General features: G+C 70.6%; 20 protein-coding genes. 3 read left to right on the forward strand and 17 right to left on the reverse strand.

Translation table 11 applies throughout. The features are described from left to right. Nucleotides 1-14 precede the first annotated feature (14 nt). On the reverse strand, nucleotides 15-1,259 hold the full coding sequence (locus IH25_RS0118530; protein WP_078844299.1) for an MFS transporter: 1,245 nt from the start codon (nucleotides 1,257-1,259) through the stop codon (nucleotides 15-17). 95 nt (nucleotides 1,260-1,354) lie between these two features. Between IH25_RS0118530 and IH25_RS0118535 the strand changes: the two genes are divergently transcribed. The 3 genes from IH25_RS0118535 (at nucleotide 1,355) to IH25_RS0118550 (ending at nucleotide 4,538) form a co-directional block, all read left to right on the forward strand. Continuing rightward, complete coding sequence (locus IH25_RS0118535; protein WP_030611118.1) at nucleotides 1,355-1,897, forward strand: TetR/AcrR family transcriptional regulator; 543 nt, start codon at nucleotides 1,355-1,357, stop codon at nucleotides 1,895-1,897. A gap of 776 nt (nucleotides 1,898-2,673) precedes the next feature. Beyond that, nucleotides 2,674-3,432 (forward strand): thioesterase II family protein, encoded by a 759-nt coding sequence (locus IH25_RS0118545; RefSeq protein ID WP_037655159.1) that lies wholly within the window; start codon nucleotides 2,674-2,676, stop codon nucleotides 3,430-3,432. Between the two features lie 35 nt (nucleotides 3,433-3,467). Then, nucleotides 3,468-4,538, forward strand: coding sequence for a helix-turn-helix domain-containing protein (locus tag IH25_RS0118550; RefSeq protein WP_157846985.1), 1,071 nt, complete (start codon nucleotides 3,468-3,470; stop codon nucleotides 4,536-4,538). 94 nt (nucleotides 4,539-4,632) lie between these two features. Here the strand turns inward: IH25_RS0118550 and IH25_RS0118555 are convergent, their stop codons facing one another. The 16 genes from IH25_RS0118555 to IH25_RS0118630 form a co-directional block, all read right to left on the reverse strand. After that, nucleotides 4,633-5,616 (reverse strand): carbohydrate kinase family protein, encoded by a 984-nt coding sequence (locus tag IH25_RS0118555; protein ID WP_030611129.1) that lies wholly within the window; start codon nucleotides 5,614-5,616, stop codon nucleotides 4,633-4,635. A 90-nt stretch (nucleotides 5,617-5,706) separates the two neighbouring features. After that, the gene (gene metK, locus IH25_RS0118560) at nucleotides 5,707-6,918 is read right to left on the reverse strand and encodes a methionine adenosyltransferase (RefSeq protein WP_030611133.1); all 1,212 of its coding nucleotides are present in this window, start codon (nucleotides 6,916-6,918) and stop codon (nucleotides 5,707-5,709) included. Nucleotides 6,919-7,153: 235 nt separating this feature from the next. Beyond that, nucleotides 7,154-7,282: a hypothetical protein gene (locus IH25_RS42825; protein ID WP_280842501.1), complete on the reverse strand. Its 129-nt coding sequence runs from the start codon at nucleotides 7,280-7,282 to the stop codon at nucleotides 7,154-7,156. Further along, nucleotides 7,279-8,442: an acyl-CoA dehydrogenase family protein gene (locus IH25_RS0118570; RefSeq protein WP_051754011.1), complete on the reverse strand. Its 1,164-nt coding sequence runs from the start codon at nucleotides 8,440-8,442 to the stop codon at nucleotides 7,279-7,281. Before IH25_RS0118570 ends, IH25_RS42825 begins: the two co-directional genes overlap by 4 nt. Next, on the reverse strand, nucleotides 8,435-9,040 hold the full coding sequence (locus IH25_RS0118575) for a hypothetical protein (protein ID WP_030611137.1): 606 nt from the start codon (nucleotides 9,038-9,040) through the stop codon (nucleotides 8,435-8,437). The genes IH25_RS0118570 and IH25_RS0118575 overlap by 8 nt, the downstream gene beginning before the upstream one ends. Continuing rightward, nucleotides 9,037-9,870, reverse strand: coding sequence for a hypothetical protein (locus tag IH25_RS0118580; protein ID WP_030611141.1), 834 nt, complete (start codon nucleotides 9,868-9,870; stop codon nucleotides 9,037-9,039). Before IH25_RS0118580 ends, IH25_RS0118575 begins: the two co-directional genes overlap by 4 nt. A gap of 12 nt (nucleotides 9,871-9,882) precedes the next feature. Further along, a complete protein-coding gene (locus IH25_RS0118585) occupies nucleotides 9,883-10,143 on the reverse strand; it encodes an acyl carrier protein (RefSeq protein WP_030611144.1) in 261 nt (86 codons plus the stop codon). Nucleotides 10,144-10,190: 47 nt separating this feature from the next. Next, nucleotides 10,191-11,471, reverse strand: a complete 1,281-nt coding sequence (locus IH25_RS0118590) for a type III PLP-dependent enzyme (protein ID WP_030611147.1) — start codon at nucleotides 11,469-11,471, stop codon at nucleotides 10,191-10,193. Further along, entirely contained in the window at nucleotides 11,468-12,865 is a 1,398-nt protein-coding gene (locus IH25_RS0118595; RefSeq protein ID WP_030611150.1) for a preATP grasp domain-containing protein, read from the reverse strand. Before IH25_RS0118595 ends, IH25_RS0118590 begins: the two co-directional genes overlap by 4 nt. A 5-nt stretch (nucleotides 12,866-12,870) precedes the next feature. Next, the gene (locus tag IH25_RS0118600; RefSeq protein WP_030611153.1) at nucleotides 12,871-13,821 is read right to left on the reverse strand and encodes a 3-oxoacyl-[acyl-carrier-protein] synthase III C-terminal domain-containing protein; all 951 of its coding nucleotides are present in this window, start codon (nucleotides 13,819-13,821) and stop codon (nucleotides 12,871-12,873) included. 9 nt (nucleotides 13,822-13,830) lie between these two features. Then, on the reverse strand, nucleotides 13,831-14,658 hold the full coding sequence (locus tag IH25_RS0118605) for a class I SAM-dependent methyltransferase (RefSeq protein ID WP_030611156.1): 828 nt from the start codon (nucleotides 14,656-14,658) through the stop codon (nucleotides 13,831-13,833). A 21-nt stretch (nucleotides 14,659-14,679) separates the two neighbouring features. Then, a complete protein-coding gene (locus IH25_RS0118610; protein WP_030611159.1) occupies nucleotides 14,680-14,919 on the reverse strand; it encodes a phosphopantetheine-binding protein in 240 nt (79 codons plus the stop codon). A gap of 9 nt (nucleotides 14,920-14,928) precedes the next feature. Next, entirely contained in the window at nucleotides 14,929-15,354 is a 426-nt protein-coding gene (locus IH25_RS0118615) for a holo-ACP synthase (RefSeq protein ID WP_030611162.1), read from the reverse strand. A gap of 1 nt (nucleotide 15,355) precedes the next feature. Beyond that, nucleotides 15,356-16,204, reverse strand: coding sequence for a class-II aminoacyl-tRNA synthetase family protein (locus tag IH25_RS0118620; protein WP_030611165.1), 849 nt, complete (start codon nucleotides 16,202-16,204; stop codon nucleotides 15,356-15,358). Further along, nucleotides 16,204-17,070 (reverse strand): diiron oxygenase, encoded by an 867-nt coding sequence (locus tag IH25_RS0118625; RefSeq protein ID WP_030611168.1) that lies wholly within the window; start codon nucleotides 17,068-17,070, stop codon nucleotides 16,204-16,206. The genes IH25_RS0118620 and IH25_RS0118625 overlap by 1 nt, the downstream gene beginning before the upstream one ends. A gap of 517 nt (nucleotides 17,071-17,587) precedes the next feature. Then, nucleotides 17,588-18,457, reverse strand: a complete 870-nt coding sequence (locus tag IH25_RS0118630) for an MBL fold metallo-hydrolase (protein WP_030611171.1) — start codon at nucleotides 18,455-18,457, stop codon at nucleotides 17,588-17,590. Nucleotides 18,458-18,490: the final 33 nt, after the last annotated feature.

Here is an 18,490-nt window from a genome sequence, read left to right on the forward strand (position 1 = left end):
GACACGTCGGCCGGCTACGCGGTGACCTTGGCCGTCTGCGCCGGCGAGCTCTTGGCCAGCCGGTGCCCCAGTTCGGAGAGGCCCAGCGCGAGCACGGCGACCGCGGCGCCGACCAGGCTGATGTTCCGGGCCCCGATGGTGTTGATGCCCACCGCGCCGATGACGCCGGACAGGGCGATGGCGAGGTAGAGGAACGCGGCGTTCAGGGAGATCAGGAGGGGGGCCGACTCCGGGCTGAGGGCGATCAGGCGCGACTGCTGGGGCGCGGTGATGCCCCAGGCCGCGACGCCGTACACCACGATGACGACGGCCGCGGCGGCGAACGAGCCGGTGGCGAGCGGCACCACGAGGAGGCTGAGCGCCAGCAGGACGATCGCGCCGCCCACCACCAGGCGTGCCCCGAACCGGTCGGCCAGCGTCCCGGCGTAGTAGTTGCCGACCATGCCCGTCAGGCCGAAGGCGAACATCAGGATGGCCAGTTTCCGGCCGTCGCCGCCGGTGGCGGGGGCGAACACCTCGGCCATGTAGGTGTAGACGATGTACGCCGCGGTGAAGGCGACGAGCGTCGCGGCGAGGACGGCGACCGCGCGGCGGTCGCCGAGCGGGGCGAGGCGCCGGCGCAGACCTCCCGGAGCCCCGACGACCACCGCCGGGACGAGGGTGAACACGCCGAACAGGCTCAGCACGGTGAGGAGGGCGATGAACCACATCGTGGCCCGCCAGTCGAGGACGCTGCCCACCACGGTCCCGATCGGAGCGCCCAGTGCGGTGGCGGCGGTGAGCCCGGTGGTGACGGCCGCGATGGCCCGGCCGCGGCGTTCGGGTCCCATCAGCGCGGAGGCGGTGACGCTGGCCGCCGGGATGTAGAGGCCGGCACCGACGGCGGCGACCACCTGGGCCGCCAGGACCACGGGGAACGACGGCGCGAGACCGGTCCCGACGACGCCCAGCAGGTAGACCAGAACGGACAGCTTGAGCACCTTGTGACGCGGCCAGGCGGCGGTGAGCGTGCCCAGGATCGGCGCCATCACCGCGCAGGTCAGCGCGAACACGGTGACCACCTGCCCGGCGGTGGTGATGCTGACGGACAGGGAGTCGCTTAACTCGGGCAGGACACCGGCGAGCACGAACTCGTCCGTTCCGATGGCGAAGGCACCGAATGCCAGGACGAGGACTCCCCGCCACGGTGCGGCGGACTCTCCCCCGTCGGTCTTCCCCTCGGGCGTCCCGCTCTTCCGGTCCGGGACGGACTTACTCACTATGAACCCTCCTCGATTTTGGTACCGATCGGTACCATCTTGGCGGACGGTATCGGTCGGTACCGTTTAGCGTCAAGGGCGACTACTCTGGCCACATGCCGACTCGCGCACGTGACCGCCTGCTGGAGGCAGCCGATGAGCTCTTCTACGAGGAGGGCATCAACGGAGTGGGCCTGGAGCGCCTCCTGAGCCACTCCGGCGTCGGCCGCGCCTCCCTCTACCGGCACTTCGACGGCAAGGACGATCTGGTGTCCGCGGTCCTGCAGCGCCGGGACGAGCACTGGAGGCAGTGGCTGCGGGAGCGGGTGGAGGCTCGCGGCGGCGCCCCCCTGGCCGTCTTCGACGCCCTGGCGGAGGGGGCCCGGGACAGCGCGTTCCGCGGCTGCGCCTTCATCAACGCCATGGCGGAGAGGGCGAAGGAACCCGGCAGCACCGTCCACCGGCTCGCGGTCGAGCACAAGCGCAAGGTGGCCGACTACGTACGCGGCCTGATCGAGGACGCCGGCCACGCCGGGGCGCCGGAGCTGGCGGAACAGTTCATGCTGCTCATGGACGGGGCCGTGGTCACCGCGATGAGCGAGCACAGCGTCGAACCCTTCCGGAGGGCACGGCAGATGGCGGAAAGACTGCTGTCCTGACCGTCGTACCGCCGTGTGCGCGCCCATCCGGCCGTCCGTCACATACTCTGGAGTTTGATAAGCATCGAATGTGACGATGCTCATCGAAGGAGGATGACGACAGCCGCTGCGGCGGTCGGGATCGACGGAGGTGCGGGTGCCCTCATGACGGAGACCGTGCGGACCACCGAAGCGCCATGTCCGGGCTCACCCCATGCCGTGACGGCCCCGGCCGCGCGGTGGCCGTGGCACGCCACACCGCCCTCGCCACGAGCCACCTCCAGACCGTCGCGCGGGCCGTGGGCCGGCGGTCGGCGATGTCGGCCGTCACCCGTCCCGCCCTCCCCGCGGTGGCCGCCGTCGCGGCTCGGCTGACCGGCCGGATACCTGCCGGTGGCGGGGCACCGCCCATCGGGCCCCGCCCCGCCACGGATTTCCTCCAGTCCCGGGAGCCCCCTTTCGGATGGCCCGTTCCCATTCCAGGGAGAGCAACCTCTTTTTGGGAAGTGCGGGGCCACAGGCAAGCCGGTGCGCAATTAGCCGCATTCACTCTCGGGTCGGATTCCTCCGTTTCACCGAAAACCTCGCGCCGCCGCACGTTACTCGCCCATACCCGCAGGAAACACCGTTGACATATGACGCGACTGTCAGTAGCGTGACCAGCACGGCATGACAGAAAATTCGCCAGAGGCGAGAAAAGGACGCCGGCCTGGTGCTCGCACCGGCGGTGTGCCATTCTCGGGCAATTCCTGCGACCCATCCGGTACGACCCCCTCCGGGGACACACGGAAGGTGACATGGCCGTCCAACCCCTCGACAAGAGAAGCGAGTGGATCCGGAGTGCGGTACCCCGGGCGAACCCCGGGATCCGCCTGGTGTGCTGTCCTTACGCCGGCGCTTCGGCCAGTGCCTACAACGCGCTGTCCGCAGCCCTGCCCGAAGACGTGGAGGCGCTCTCCGTCCAGTACCCGGGCCGCCCGGGCAGCCGGGGCGAGCCGCCGGTCGAGGACGTCGGCGCACTCGCCGACCGCATAGCGGAAGAGGTCCGCCCCTGGCTCGACAGACCGGTGGCCGTCTTCGGCCACAGCTTCGGCTCGGTCGTGGCTTTCGAGGTCACCCGTCGCCTGGAGGCCGCCGGCGCCGCCCCCCGGCAGCTCATCGTGTCCGGGCGCCGCTCGCCCTCCGACGGGCTCGGCAGCCACACGCCGCGCGACGACCAGGAGATCATCGCCGAGCTCAAGGAGCTGGGCGGCATTCCTCCCAGGTTCTTCGAGAAAGAGAAGTTCCTGGAACCGATTCTGACGGTCGTGAAGAACGACTATCACGCCAATTCGACCTACCTCGCCCCCGAAAAGGCGTCGGTCGGCTGCCCCATATCCTTCCTGTTCGCCGACGCGGATCCGTATCTGACGGGCGGCGGAGAGCAGGGATGGGAACGGCACACATCCGCGGGTTTCCGGATCAGGCGCTTCTCCGGTGGCCATTTCTTTCTGAACGAAAAGGTAGCGGAGGTCGCCGAGGAGATAGCCGATATCCTCCGCAACGAACCTCATTGACCGTCTGACTCGGGATGGTGAGCACAGTGGAGAACATGCTCGCGTACGCAGACTTATCCGAGCTGTCGGCGGAGGACACCGAGAGAACCCCTTTCGAGCCGATGGCGCGCGGCCAGGACGTCGGCGAGGATCTGCTTCTCGGTGTGTACGATCACGTCCTGTCCTACCACGCGGCGACCACGCTGGAGATCGCCACGGCGCTCGGAGTGCCGAGCGCCGCCGTCACACGGGCGATGCGGGAACTGCTGCGGCTGAAGCTCGTCAGGCACTGCAAGGAACAGGACACCTTCCTCGCGTCCGACCCCGAGGCCGCCGAGACGGAACTCGTCCTGCCCCTCGAATCCGCCATACACGAGAAACGGCGCGAACTGGTCGCCATCCACCACCAGCTGGAACGTTTCTCCAAGTCCTTCAAACGGCACCAGCGCACGCAGCGGACGAGCCGGCTGGTGGCGACGCTGGAGAGCCAGCGCGAGATCTCCCTGAGGCTGACGGACGCGCTCCGCCAGTCCACGGGCGAGATCCTCACGATGTGGCCGGTGTGCAGCTACGAGACGCAGATCCTGAAGGACACCCTCCGGCTCTCCTACGAAGCGGTACGGCGCGGGGTGCGGCTGCGGACGCTGTACCCCCACTCGGCCAGGTGCCATCCCAGTTTCCGGGCGACCCTCCAGCAGAACCTGGACTCGGGGGCGGAGGTCCGGACGTCGGACGAGGTCCAGCACTTCATCATCATCGTCGACCAGGAGACGGCGTTCCTGCCCACCGACTCCGCCGAGGGGGGAACCTCCGCGGTCACCGTCGTCTACGAACCGGCGATCGTGAAGGTGCTGCGCGGCATCTACCGCAACACCTGGCAGCCGGCCTGCGTCTTCGACGGCAGCGCCTCCAACGGCACCTCGCTCAACAACGTCCGCAACGCCATCCTGAAGATGCTCGCCTGCGGTCTCAAGGACGACGTCATCGCCCGCCGGGTGGGGATCTCCTCCCGCACCCTGCGGCGCCACATAGCGGCGATCATGGAGGAGCTGGGGGCGGAGAGCCGCTTCCAGGCCGGTGCGGCGGCCGCGAGCGCCGGCCTGATCGGCACCCTCGGCGGCGGCTGACGGCATCCCGCCGGCCACCGGACGGCCGGTGAGCTGTCGCGCGTCCGGGACGGGGCCCGGTACGGGGTGACGCCCCGCACCGGGCCCCGGGCCGTCAGAGCACCTCCGACAGGCGCGTACGGATCCGGGCGGCCGCGGTCTTGCCGTAGGTCTCCTCGATCCTGATCGCCAGGTCGGCCGCGGAGAGTTTGTACTCCTGTGTGCCGACCGACTCCAGGACGACGGTGGCCAGCGCGCAGCCGAGCTGGGCCGAGCGCTCCGGCGGCCAGTCCCAGGCCGTGCCGGCCAGGAAGCCGGCCCGGAAGGCGTCGCCGACACCGGTGGGGTCCTCGGCCCGGTCCGTCGGCACGGCCGGGACCGCGAGCGGCGGCCCTCCCTTGCCGGTGATGGTCACGCCGTCGGCGCCGGCCGTGACGATCCAGGTCCCCACGCGTTCCAGGATCTCCTCGTGCGTCCAGCCGGTCCGCTGCCGCAGCAGGGCGGCCTCGTACTCGTTGGTGAACAGGTAGCGGGCGCCGTCGATCAGCCGCCTGGCCTCCTCGCCTTGGATGCGGGCGAGCTGCTGGGAGGGGTCGGCGACGAACGGGACGCCGAGCGCGCGGCACTCGTCGGTGTGGCGGAGCATCGCCACGGGATCGTTGGCGCCCACGACCACCAGGTCCAGCCCGCCGGGTTGCCGGGCGGCGGTTTCGAGCCGGATGACGCGGGCCTGCGCCATGGCTCCCGCGTAGAAGGTGGCGATCTGGTTCTGGTCGGTGTCCGTCGTGCAGACGAAGCGGGCGGTGTGCAGGGTGTCGCTCACGTGGACGAGCCGGGTGTCCACGCCGTTCGCCTCCAGCCACCGGCGGTACTCGGCGAAGTCGGCGCCCACGGCTCCCGCCAGCAGCGGGCGCAGGCCCAGGCGCCCGAGCGCCAGGGCGATGTTCGCGGCCACTCCCCCGCGTCTGATCTCCAGGGTGTCCGCCAGGAAGGAGAGCGAGACCCGCTCCAGGTGGCCGTCGACCAGCTGGTCGGCGAACCGTCCCGGGTAGACCATCAGATGGTCGGTGGCGATGGATCCGGTCACGGCGATACGCACGGTGCTTCCTCCTTCGGCCCGCCCGGGCGCACGAGCGCCCGGGGGCGGTACGGGCCGTCCGCGCCGCGGCCTCGGACGGCCCCTCAGGGGTCAGTCCAGGCCCGCGGCGGCGCGCAGGGCGTCGGTGCGGTCGGTGCGTTCCCAGGTGAAGTCGGGCAGTTCACGGCCGAAGTGACCGTAGGCGGCGGTCTGGGCGTAGATCGGGCGCAGCAGGTCCAGATCGCGGATGATCGCGGCGGGCCGCAGGTCGAAGACCTCGCCGATGGCCCGCTCGATCCGTCCCGCCTCCACGGTGTGGGTGCCGAAGGTCTCCACGAACAGCCCCACCGGCTCGGCCTTGCCGATCGCGTAGGCCACCTGCACCTCGCACCGGGTCGCCAGCCCGGCGGCCACCACGTTCTTGGCCACCCACCGCATCGCGTACGCCGCCGACCGGTCCACCTTGGACGGGTCCTTGCCCGAGAACGCGCCCCCGCCGTGCCGGGCCATCCCGCCGTAGGTGTCGATGATGATCTTCCGGCCGGTCAGCCCGGCGTCCCCCATGGGACCACCGGTCTCGAACCGGCCCGTCGGGTTGACCAGCAGCCGGTAGCCCTCGGTGTCCAGTTTGATCCCGTCGGCCGGCAGCTCACCCAGCACCCGTTCCACCACGAACTCCCGGATGTCGGGCGTCAGCAGCGCGTCCAGGTCGATGTCCGAGGCGTGCTGGGAGGAGACCACCACCGTGTCCAGCCGGACGGCCTTGTCACCCTGGTACTCGATGGTGACCTGGGTCTTGCCGTCCGGGCGCAGATAGGGGATCGTCCCGTTCTTGCGCACCTCGCTCAGCCGCCGCGACAGCCGGTGGGCCAGATGGATCGGCAGCGGCATCAGCTCCGGGGTCTCGTCGCAGGCGTAGCCGAACATCAGCCCCTGGTCACCGGCGCCCTGCCGGTCCAGTTCGTCGTCCTCCCCCTCCACCCGCCGCTCGTAGGCGGTGTCCACTCCCTGGGCGATGTCGGCGGACTGCGCGCCGATGGACACCGACACCCCGCAGGAGGCGCCGTCGAAGCCCTTCTTGGAGGAGTCGTAGCCGATGTCGAGGATCCTGCCCCGCACCAGCGCGGGGATGTCCGCGTAGGCGGCGGTGGTGACCTCCCCGGCCACGTGCACCAGGCCGGTGGTGATCAGCGTCTCCACCGCGACCCGGGAGGACGGGTCCTGCTCCAGCAATGCGTCGAGAATGGTGTCGCTGATCTGATCGGCGATCTTGTCGGGGTGGCCCTCGGTCACGGACTCCGAGGTGAACAGACGGCGGGACACATCGCTCCCTGGGAGGGGTGGGCCGGTGTGCGGGGCGCACCGGCGGCGGATACGAGCACGGGGCGGTACGAGCACGGCGGGCGGAAGGGGACGGGGCGGGGGGGGGCGGGGTCAGTCGTCCGGGCGGGCGGGGGGGTGCCCGCCCGGGGGGGGCACCCCCAACTCCGCGGCGGCGACCGAACCCCTCTTTTGTGTGATTGATACGCTTTGGGGGCCGCCGCCCCCCTCCCCCGCGCTAGACGTAACGGCGGAACCAGGGCCGGCCGAGCAGGTCGCCGAGTTCGTCCTCGGTCATGACGTCGATGCCGATCCACATGGCTCGCTCCCTGTCTCCTTCCCGCCCCGGTGCGGGGGCCGGGGTCATGCGAGGAAAGTGTGTTTGGCCACGCCCTGGAAGACCGCGAGCCGCTGGATGTGGCCGGTGCCCTCCATGAACTCGAAGGCCCGCGCGTCGCGGTACAGCTTGTCGAGCCACGGGTCCTCCAGCAGGGAGGCGGGTCCGAGGAGGTCGGCGGCGGCGAGTGTGGCGCGTTCGGCCAGTTCGGCGGCGCGGGTCTTGACGCCCGCGATGCGGTCGGACCGCACCTTTCCCGCGTCGATCGCGGACGCGATGTCGTAGTTCTGCCGCCGGGTGGCCTCCAGCCGGTCCCGCAGGTCCTCCAGCCGGGCGCGGGCCGCTCCGGCGAGGGCCGGCCGTTCGCGGCGTACGTGGTCCAGCACGGCGCGGGTCAGGCCCAGGGCGGTGCCGGCGAGGACCGGGCGGAAGCGCTGGAGGGTGCGGATGGCGCCCACCAGCCCGCGGCGGCTGGGCCGGAGCGTGTCGTAGCCGAGGACCTGCTCGCGTTCGATGCGCACGCCGTCGAGCGTGAGGGCGGAGATGCGCGCGCCGCGCATCCCGACGGTGGGGATCAGCTCGGCCCGGAAGCCGGGGTCGCGGGTGTCGACGAGTACGGCCTCGATGCCCAGCGGTCCGGGCGCCCGGCGGCAGAACACCACGCCCAGCCGGGCGAAGGCGGCGTTGCCCACGTAGCGCTTGGCACCGCTGAGCCGGAAGCCGTCCCCGTCGGGGGTCAGGGCGGTCTCCAGCTCGGTGGCCGCGGAACCCTTCGCGGGCTCGGTGAGGCCGAAGAACGTCCAGGTCGCCTCGGGGCGGCTCAGTTGCTCGTAGTAGGCGTGCCGCTGTTTGTCGTCGCCGAGCGCGTCCACCGCGACCCCGGACATCAGGGGGCCGGGGCAGGCGAGCATGAAGCCCGCGTCGCCGTAGCTCAGTTCCTCGATGGTGACGGTGTGCTCCAGGCAGGAGCGCAGGTCGTAGGTGTGCTCGCCGATGCGCAGCGGAGCGTCCAGGTACTCCACGGGGATGGTGCTCAGGCGCATGATGCCGGCCGCGGGGAGGTGGAGCCACCGGTCGATGGCCGTGGGGTCGCGGTCGATCTCCATGCCGGCGTCCCGCAGTTCCGCGGCCGCGTCCCTGACGTGGGCGCGCAGCACCTCCGTCCGGCGCGGCAGCTGGGGCTCACTCACGGCCGGCTCCCTCCTCTGGCTCTCCCGCGTGCAGATAGGTGTTGCCCAGCAGTTCGGCCGCGTACAGGAGCCGTCCCGGTCCCTCGGCCGCGAAGCTGCTCGCGCCGTACAGTCCGAGCGCGGTGCGGCCGGCGGCGACCAGGTCGCGGTGGATCCGGCGGCGGCGCTCGGCGGTGGGCCGGGGCAGGCCGAGGAGGTCCCGGGTCTCGGACAGGGCGAGGGCCACATCGGCGATCGTGCCCCGTACGAGCTGCCGGCCGAGCAGCGGGGCCCCTTCCGAGGTGCGCCCGTCGAGGCGGCTGACGGCGCCGTCGAGGACGTCGCGCAGCAGCCGCCAGTGCAGCCGCACCAGCGCGTCGCCGAAGACCTGCGCCGCCCGGTCGCCGGCCGGCTCGTCGCGTACGGCGGCGAGGGTGTCCGAGGTGCCGGGGACCGGGGTGCCCGCGGGCAGGCGCCGTACGGAGGCGATGGTCCAGCCGGCCGGGGAGGGCACCGTGCCGCCCGGCGCGGCCTGTTCGTGGCAGTCGTCCAGTTCCCCGGCGAACGTCTCCAGCCATCCGAGGACCGGGGCGGGGAGCGTGGTGTCCGTCGTCGTCATCGCTCCCCCTGTGCCGCGCCCGAGGCCCGGTCCGAGTGCAGTACCGCGATGTGGGTGCCGCCGGAGAGCGGGTCGGTGTCGCACAGCAGGACCGTGCCGTAGCGCTCCCGCCAGTCGGTCCAGTGCCGGGCCAGGGCGAGCCAGACGCTGGTGCAGTACGTGCCCGGGTTGCAGTGGAAGGCGGGGATGTCCTGGCGGAGCGGGTCGCGGTCCAGCCAGGGGCCGGTGACCAGCAGCGTGCCGTCGGGGTCCTTCGCGGTCAGCTCGCCGAGCCGGGCGGCGGCGGACTCGGTCGCCGCGACGGACTCCACGCGGGCGATCCGCGGACCGCCGCCGGTGCCGAGGACCAGCAGCACCCCGGAGTCGACCAGGTGGTTGTCGTGGACCAGGGGGAACGGGGTGGGCAGGGTGGTCTGTTCCAGGACGGCGAGCACGGCCCGCTGGGAGCGGCCCGCCCGCTGGAAGGCCGAGACGGCGCGCAGCGCGGTGAACGGCGCGGCCAGTCCCTGCTGGTGGATGCCGAAGTTGACGGCCCGGCCGCCCAGCAGTCGGTCCAGGTAGGGCGACATGGCGGTGAACGGGGTGATGTCCGGCAGCGCGTGGGCCACGATCACCAGGTCGGGCTCGCTGTCGCGGACGTGGGGGGCGGCCACCAGCCGGTCGACCAGGTCGCGGTGGCTGACGTGGGGCGCGGAGCGCAGCAGCGTCTCGTCCACCTCCAGGCCGAAGGGCTCGACCAGGTCACGGTAGTAGGAGAGGTTCGACAGGGTCGGTTCGGGGGACCTGCGGGGCGGTGCCACCACCCCGCAGGCCGCAAGGAGGGCCGGCATGCGCGATCCGCCTCACACTCCGCTGGTGGTCTGCTGGGACAGGACGTAGTCGGTGAGCGTGCCGACCGACTTGAAGTCGTCCATGTCGAGGTTCTCCGGGTCCACGGAGACGTCGATGGCGTCCTCCAGCGCCATCAGCATTTCCAGGACCGAGGTGGAGTCCAGGTGCAGGTCCTCGAAGAGCCGGACCTCTTCGGTCAGGCCGGTGACGGGCTGCTCCAGCACCTCGCTGAGCGCCTTCTCCACGGCTGCGACCACGTCGTGACGTTCCATTGCCGATGTTCTCCTTCGGTGCCGGGTTCCTTCGGTGCCGGGTTCCTTCAGTGGCGGGTGAAGTCCACGAGGCGCTGCTTGTCGAGCAGGTCCTCCTTGCGGTCCCGTTCGCGGACGAGGTGGGCCTTCCCGCCGTGCACGAGGACCTCCGCGGGGAACCCGTGGCTGAGGAAGAGCCCGGGCGAGGCGGTCGGCCCGTAGGCGCCGGAGAGTTCGACGCCGATCAGGTCGCCGGGCTCGACCCGCGGCAGCTGGACCTTCTTGCCGATGACGTCGTTGGGGGTGCACAGCGGCCCGGTGACCGTGTAGGTGCCCGCGGCCTCGTCGCCGTGGCGGCTCAACGACCGGATCGGGAAGTTGCGCTTGACGAAGCTGCCGATGCCCACCGCGGCCATGTGGTGGTTGGTGCCCCCGTCGGCGATCACGAACTTCTCGCCCAGGGACTCCTTGACGTACAGCGCGCGCACCACGTAGGTGCCGCAGGCCGCGACGAGGTAGCGCCCCAGCTCGTTGATCAGGCGGCAGCGCGGGTACGTGGCGGTGAAGGCGGCGACGGCCTCGTTGATGCCGGCGACCGTGGTCTCGATGTCGAGGCTCTTCTCGTTGTCGAAGTAGGCGATGCCGAATCCGCCGCCGAAGTCCACGGTCTCGGGGACGATGCCCAGCCGCTCCGACAGCTCGGCCGCCAGGGCGAGGATCTCGCGGGTGTTGTGCACGAGGTCGTCGGCGTTGAGGAAGCGCGTCCCCATGTACGCGTGGAAGCCGCGCACCCGTACCCGGCGCAGGGAGGCGATCAGCTCCCGGGAGCCGCGCAGTGTGTCGGCGTCGATGCCGAACTGCCGCGGCTTGCCGCCCATGGCGAGGCCGGAGCCCTTGGTGTGGAAGTCGGGGTTGATGCGCAGCAGCGCCGTGACGTCGTCGCGTCCCAGCCCGGCCGCAATCTCCTCCAGGAGCCTGACCTCCTCCAGGGACTCGCACACCACCGCGTGGATGCCGGCGGTGACGCACGCCTCCAGCTCGGCCCGGGTCTTGCCCGGTCCCAGGAAGATGACGTTCTCGGGCGCGATGCCGGCCCGCCGCACCGTCATCAGCTCCACCATCGAGGAGATCTCGGCCCCGGCGCCCAGCGAGGCGAGGTAGCCGCACACGCTGATGTTGGGGTTGGCCTTGAGGGAGTAGAAGATGTCGACGGCGGGGTGCAGCCGCTCCCTCAGCGAGGTGTACACGGAGTGCAGTACGTCGGCGTCGTAGAGGAACAGCGGGGTGCCGAACTCCTCCGCGATCCGTGACACCGGTATGCCCTGTACGTGGAGTTCCCGACTGCTCATGGCGTCCTCCCGGCTGTGTTCAGTCGGTCGAGCGCGGCCTCGACCCGGCGGTCCAGCGCGTCGAGTCCCTCGCGGTCCCCGGCGAACAGCATGGTGTAGAGCCGGCCGTTGAAGTGGGGGGCCGGCGTGGTCGGTGGGCCGGCGAGCGCGTCGCCGGCCTGGGCGTTGACCGTCCCGAAGCAGGTGATGACGAGTCCTTCCCCGTCGTGGGGCGGTTCGGCGAGGGCGCCGAGCGCGTCGGTGACCGCCTCGAACGGCAGGGGTGCGGCGAGCCGCAGCGGGTAGTGCCTGGCCAGTGCGGCTCCCCCGGGGCGGCCGAAGCGCTCGGTGATCCGTCCCTGGTAACTGGACATGTTCAGCCGGGCGTTGATCTCCAGGACCGGGTAGACCAGGTCGTCGGCCCCCAGCAGGGCGTCCACGCCGACGACGCCGAAGAAGCCGTCCGCGTACAGGCGTCCGCCCAGTGCCACGGCGGCCGTCGCCAGCTCGTCCTGCTGGGCCGGGGTGAGGTCGGCGGGCATGACGTGGCCGAGGTGCACACCGCCGGCGGTGAGGGCCTGCTTGACGAAGTCCAGGCGCACCCGGCCGCGGCGGTCGACGGTGAACTGGTAGTTGAGGTCGAAACGTTTGGGCAGGAACGCCTCCACGACGACGTGCAGCGCGTCGTCACCGCGGTTCGCGGCCCTGCGCTCGACCATGCGCAGCAGCCGGTCGGCTTTCCTGCGGCTGTCCAGGACCAGCAGGCCCTTGCCCGAGACTCCGTAGGCGTCCTTGACGATCACCGGCCGGTCCTCGCCCAGTTGCTCGTCGAGCGCGTGCCGCAGCTGCCCCACCGTCTCGCAGCAGTGGCCGGGGATGGTGCGCAGGCCCAGTTCCTCGGCCACGCGCCGGCTGTAGATCTTGCTGTTGACGCGTTCGTAGGTGGCGGCGTCGGGCACCGCGGGGCGCAGCCCGGTCAGTGCGCCGATGCGTTCCTCCTGGGCGGAGTTGCCCATGGGCATCAGGTAGGCGCCGTCCCGGGCGATCCGGCGCAGCCGCTCCAGGAGTTCCGGGGAGTCCAGCACGGCCGCGCCGGTGCCGCCGGCCGCGGCGGGCGCGGCCGTGACCAGTTCGGTGGGGGCTCCCAGGCCCGTCTTCTCGGCGTAGCCGCGGTAGCCCTCGTCCAGCGGGCGGTCCAGGAGCAGGTAGTCGGTGGGCTCGGCCAGGAGGGCGCCCAGTTCCTCCATGCGCTGCACGGTGGCGGCCGTGGCCGAGCCCCGCGCCGCGGGGAGCCCGGTGTAGGAGCGCGCCCACTGGTTCTCCACCTCGAAGTTGCACAGCCATACGAACCGGGCGTCCCGGTCGCCGGTGAGCGCCGCTTTCAGGCCCGCGGTGTAGCCGTCGTCGAAGGACATCGAGTTCACCGCTTCCTGTGCCTGATCACCATGGCGCCGAAGGTGGCGCCGAGGCCGACGGAGACCAGGACGTAGTACCGGCCGTCGGCCAGGCGGTCCTGGTCGCGCAGCGTGGTGTAGTTGACGAAGACGTCGGAGGCGTAGGTGTGGCTGTAGTGCGCGACGTTGTCCAGGAAGAACTTCTCCGGGGTGGCCCCCATCTCCTTGATCGTCTGGCGCCAGGAGACCATGTTCACGTTGTGCGGGATCACCAGGTCGACGTCGTCGAAGGAGAGTCCCGCCGCGTTCACGGCCTCGTTGATCACCTCGCCGAGCACGGTGCCGTAGACCTGTCCGAACCCCTGTGTCTCCTCCTTCGTCATCTCCAGGCCGGCGGCGTACTCGCCGAGCGTGCGGGTCACGAAGGACAGCACCTCGTCGCCGGGGCCGCCCACGGTCACCAGGCAGGCCGCCGCCGCGTCGGCCATGATGGCGCTGTTGGGGATGAGCTGCACCTTCGGCGAGTACGCCCGCTCGCCGGTGACCATCAGCGCGTACGCCCCCTCGGGCGCCTCGGCGCGCAGCAGTTCGCCCGCCAGGTCGATCGCGCCCAGGCTGCTGACGCACGCCTGGTGGGTCAGCGCGAAGGCCTCCGCGTCGTGCAGCCCGAGGCCCTCGCGGATCGTCGCCGCGGTGTCGACGTGCGGCGGGGCGACGGCCTGCACGGTGTGCGCGTAGATGACGTACTCGATCCTGCGTCCCTCGGGAAGTGCCGCCAGCGCGCGGCGCGCCGCCGGGAGCACCAGGTCGAACAGGCCGGTGTCCGGGTCGAAGCGGAGCCGGTCCAGTCCGTAGATCTTGCGGAAGACGCCCACCTCGGCGCGTCTGAGCCCGAGGCTCGCGGCCACGTCGTCGATCCGGACGCTGCGTTCGGGGAGGAACGACTCGATCCTCTCCAGCGTCGTCGCGGTGCTCACCCGGCCTCCTCAGCTGCCCGCGTACTCGGCCCGGACGAGCCAGCTGCGGGCCACGCCCCGGCGGTCGCGCGGCTGCACCTCGTACGGCCAGCGGCCCTCGCCGGCGCCGGGGTCGCCGGGCTCGCGCAGGTCCCGTACCTTCCAGCCCGAGGCGGCCAGGAAGTCCTCCGGTTCGTCGGTCCCGAACAGCCAGGGGGTGCCGTCTTCCTTGAGCCCCTTGAGGAACGACTGGGAGAACGGGCTCCGCAGCAGCGCCTTGCTGACGAAGTCCACGGCCAGCCAGCTGCCGGGGGCGGAGGCCGAGCCGAGGGTGCGCAGCAGGTGGACGACCTGTTCCTCGGTGAGGAAGAACATCAGGCCCTCGGCGATCCACAGCGTCGGCCTGGCCGGGTCGAAGCCGGCCCGCTTCAGCGCGGGCAGCCAGTCCTGGGCGAGGTCGGCCTTCACCTCCACCCGCTCGACGGCGGCCTCGGCGCCCAGCCGGGCGAGGCGGGCGCGCTTCTCCTCCACGAGGGCCTCGTGGTCGATCTCGTACACCGTCGTGCCCGCCGGCCACGTCAGGCGGAACGCCCGGGTGTCCATTCCGGCGGCCACGAGGACCACCTGCCTCACGTCACCGTCCCGCAGCACGGTCTCGACGCTGTCGTCGAAGTACCTGGTGCGGATCGCGATGAACGGGACCAGTCCCCCACCGCCGTACTTGTCGAGCAGTTCGAAGCCGCGCGGCGCCGCCAGCGCGCGGGCGAAGGGGTCCTCGAACATGGCGTCCCCGGTGCGCTCCGACTCCAGGGCGCGAGCGGCCGCCGTCCACTGGGCCGTATACGAAACAGCTTCCACGTCCCTTACCTCCGTAAGAAGTCAGACCGCCGCGAAAAACGCCTTCTCGATGGAGGAGAGGGTCTGGAAATCGCGAATGTCGATGTTGTCGAAGTCGATCTCGGCGCCGCTGGCCTCCTCGATCGCGTAGACGAGTTCGACGAAGGACAGCGAGTCGACCAGGCGGCTCTCGATGAGGTTCTCGTCCGGCGCGACGTCATCCCGTTCCGGGTGCCGGCCCAGAATCCACGAACGTATTTCCTCGATGCCTGCGGAAGCCATTGCAACTCCTCAGTCGTTGTAAGCCGATTCGAGTTGATGTGCTTCCCTTTCCGTGGCTGTGTCGCAGAAGGCGACCGCCACGGCGAAGGGATCGTCGTGCGCGATGCTCACTTCGATGTGTCCGACACGGGCGTCCCGCGCCAGTCGTGCGGCGCGGCCGCTCAGCCTCACCACGGGCCGCCCGCCGTTCTCCTTCAGGATTTCGATGCCGAGCCACGGCATGGGCTGCCCGGCCGCGTGGAACAGTTTGAAGACGGCCTCCTTGGCGGCCAGCCGCCCGGCGATTCCCGGAATGTCCGGCCCGGTCCGCGTGACGCAGAGCCCGAGTTCCTCCTGCGAGAGCATGCGGGGGAGGACGGGTTCCGCCTCCGGCGTCAGGAGCCGGCTCACCCGGGCGAAGGGGACCAGATCGATCCCGACTCGCCCCGGCGGCATGTCAGGAGACCTGTTCGGCTGCCGCCCGGACGGCTTCCAGCGCCCGGTGCGCGTCGCCGTCGTGCCGGTCCAGCAGGACCGCCAGCCAGCGCTCCAGACCGAAGGCGACACAGCTGGTGAAGGCGTGTTCGTCGCTGCCCTCGCGGCGGATGTCGCACCGTTCGCCGAAGAAGTTGCGGTGCGTGTTGACCGAGGCGATGGCCAGTTCGCCCGCCTGGAACTCGTACTTCACGGGGCTGAGCCTCGACAGCAGGGCGCGCGCGCCGTTGTTCTCGAAGAACGGGTCCGTCGCGGCCTCCTTCTCCAGGCCGAGGGACAGGGCCCGGGAGAACTCCAGGATCCGTTCGGTGAACCGGGCGATGGTGTCCTGGGTGTGCTCGTAGGAGCCCAGCGCGACGATCTCCCGCATCTGGAAGCTCAGCAGCCGGCGCAGTCCGCCGTAGTGCTCCTCGTTGCGGAAGCACCGGTTGACCAGGGTGATCAAAGTCCCGTCGGGGACGTGGGTGTTCTCGTGGAACAGGTAGGCGCCGTAGCAGGTGGCGTGCGGGAGTCCGAGCCGCGCCCCGAGCAGGCTCTCGGGGGCGAACCCGCCGTCCGAGGGCTTGCCGGAGCCCGTGTCGAGGTCGAGGCCGGCCCCTACCAGGGCGAGGTGGGGGAAGTTCGTGTAGACATCGAACTTCTCCAGGTCCCGGACCGGGTAGACCGGTGGCGGGAGGATCTCACGGGCGCCCGCCGCGCGCCCCCAGCCGGAGAAGACGGCGTCCAGTTCCCTGAGGAGTTCCGTCTGGTCCGGCGGGAGGATGACCAGCGCGTCGCCGGTGCCCAGGTCGAACCGTGCGGTGGGCGGCATCAGAGGATTCCCGCCTTCTGGAGGAACTTGGTGGTCTTGCGGAAGACGCTCTGCTCGAACTTCTCCCGGGTCGGCGCCTGGAGCAGTTCCCGGCGCAGCTCCTGCGGCTTCTCCACGCCCGCGTCCCGGTACACCTGCGGGTTGAAGAGCGACTCGAAGCTGTACGTCATGTACCGCTTGATGTAGGCGGACACATCGGCCAGTTCCCGCTCGGTCGAGTTCTTCTTGACCTCGGTGAACAGGGCCGAGACCAGTTCCCGGCCGAAGGCGATGTGCCGGGACTCGTCCTGGTGGTGGATCCGGTTGATGGCCCGGATCGTCTCGTGCAGGCGGGTGTCCAGGGCCATCTTGGAGTTGAAGTGGTCGACCAGCTCCTCGAAGATGAGGATGCGGGCGAACACCAGCAGGCTCTCCACGTCCGAGCGGGGTATCTCCACGCTCGCGCCCGCGGGCTGGCGGTAGATCTTCTTGCCGTAGCGCAGGCAGAACTCGGCGAAGAACCACATGTGCTCGTTCTCCTCACCGATGAAGTGGTGGAAGAACTCGGACGGGGTCTCGAACCCCGAGGTGTGGATCCTCTTGGTCACTTCGATGAGAAGTTCACGGATTCCGTGGACGTTGAGGCTGTAGAAGTTGATGCTCTCGTAGCGGGACAGCGCGTAGAGCTGTTCCTGCGTCAGCCTTTCGGCCGCGGCCGTTCCGTACGTGGTGGTGAGCTCGGGGCTCATCCACCACATGTTCTCGGGAAGTTGGTCCGGCCACTCGAAGAGCTTGTACGGATTGTAGTAATCCTCGACCGACTTCGAGCTCAGCCGCTCCAGAATATCCAGGAAACGCTCATTCTGATCTATCAGAACGCTGACCACGCCGCTTGTCCTCCGAGTCCGTCCGAAGCAAGTGCCCGCTGACAGGAGACTTCTTGGCATGTACCGAATTTCCGGTGCCGCCCAAGACCATATGTACGATGCATGGCCCGTGCAATGACCGAAAGCGGACTGTCCTCTACCGGTCACCTCGACCCTGCCCGTCATCGGGGCGTAACCGCGCTCTTACCCGGCGTGCGCGGTCGCCACCGGCAGCCGGGACACTCGCAGGTGACCGGCCCCAGAGGACTGCTCGGGGCCCAGGGTACGGAGGCGATGACCAGAAGCTTCGGTGGATCCACACCCTGCGCGGCTACTGGGTGGGCATGGGCATCGCAGCGCCATGGACCGTACCCGAGGCGAGGCCGGCCGAGTGGGACATCGTGGCGCAGTTGAGCGGTCTTCCGGCCGAATGGCGCTGACGGCCACACCGCACTGGGCATGGACCGTGATCTGCCGGGCCGTCGGACCTCATCCCGTCGACGGCCCGGCAGATCCGGCGGCGCGGACGCTCGGCCGCCTACCAGCGCACCGCCGTGAAGTCGACCGGCCGGGGCCGCAGCAGGCGGGTGCGTCCGGCCAGGCCGTGCAGTCGGCGGGACATCTCCTCGGCCGGCAGCCGGCGCCGGTCCCCGTGCCCCGGCAGCACCCATTCGAACCGCAGCCGGTCCGCCGTCCTGGCCAGGGACGCGGCCAGTTCCTCGATGGAGTGCCAGGTCACGCTGTCGGCGACTTCCAGGTCCCCGGTCGTCCGCGACCAGTAGAAGCTGTCGCCGCTGAAGCAGTACCGGTCGTCGGCGAGGTACAGGACGCTGCCCCGGGTGTGTCCGGGCAGGGGGTGGACGGTGACGCCCTCGGCGATCTCCCGTGGTTGCAGTCCGCGGATCACCTGGTCCGCGTCCGGCGCCGCGTCCAGGTCGCCCTCGTGGATCCACAGCCGGGCACCGAAGTGGTCGGCGTAGCGACGGCCGTGCGCGGCGTGGTCGCGATGGGTGAGCAGCACATCGGTGACGGGGCCGCCGGCCGTGTAGCGCTCGGCGAGTTCACGGCTCCAGCGCGGGGTGTCGATCATCATCCGGGTGCCGGACGGCCGCAGCAGCAGGTACGAGTTGGCGCCGGCGGTGTGGGTCGAGTTGTGGCCGCAGATCAGCACGCCGTCGTCCAGGGCCAGCGGGAACGGGTCCAGTGAGGGGTCCACGCGGCCGGTCGCCGGCCGGATCGAGCGGGTGTGGCAGGCGAAGACCGCCGCGTGCAGGCGCCGGTTCTCCACCTCGTCGGCGGGCGGGCGCAGGATCCGCGACTTCCCGTCGGCCTCGCCGATCAGCTCGGGCGCGAACTGCCGGGCCACATCGCAGTTCGTGCAGCGGTCGTCCACATACCATCCGTCCACGGCTGGGCTCCTTCCTCGCGGGCGGCCCCGGCC

This window comes from Streptomyces achromogenes subsp. achromogenes (assembly GCF_000720835.1).
Classification (GTDB): domain Bacteria; phylum Actinomycetota; class Actinomycetes; order Streptomycetales; family Streptomycetaceae; genus Streptomyces; species Streptomyces achromogenes.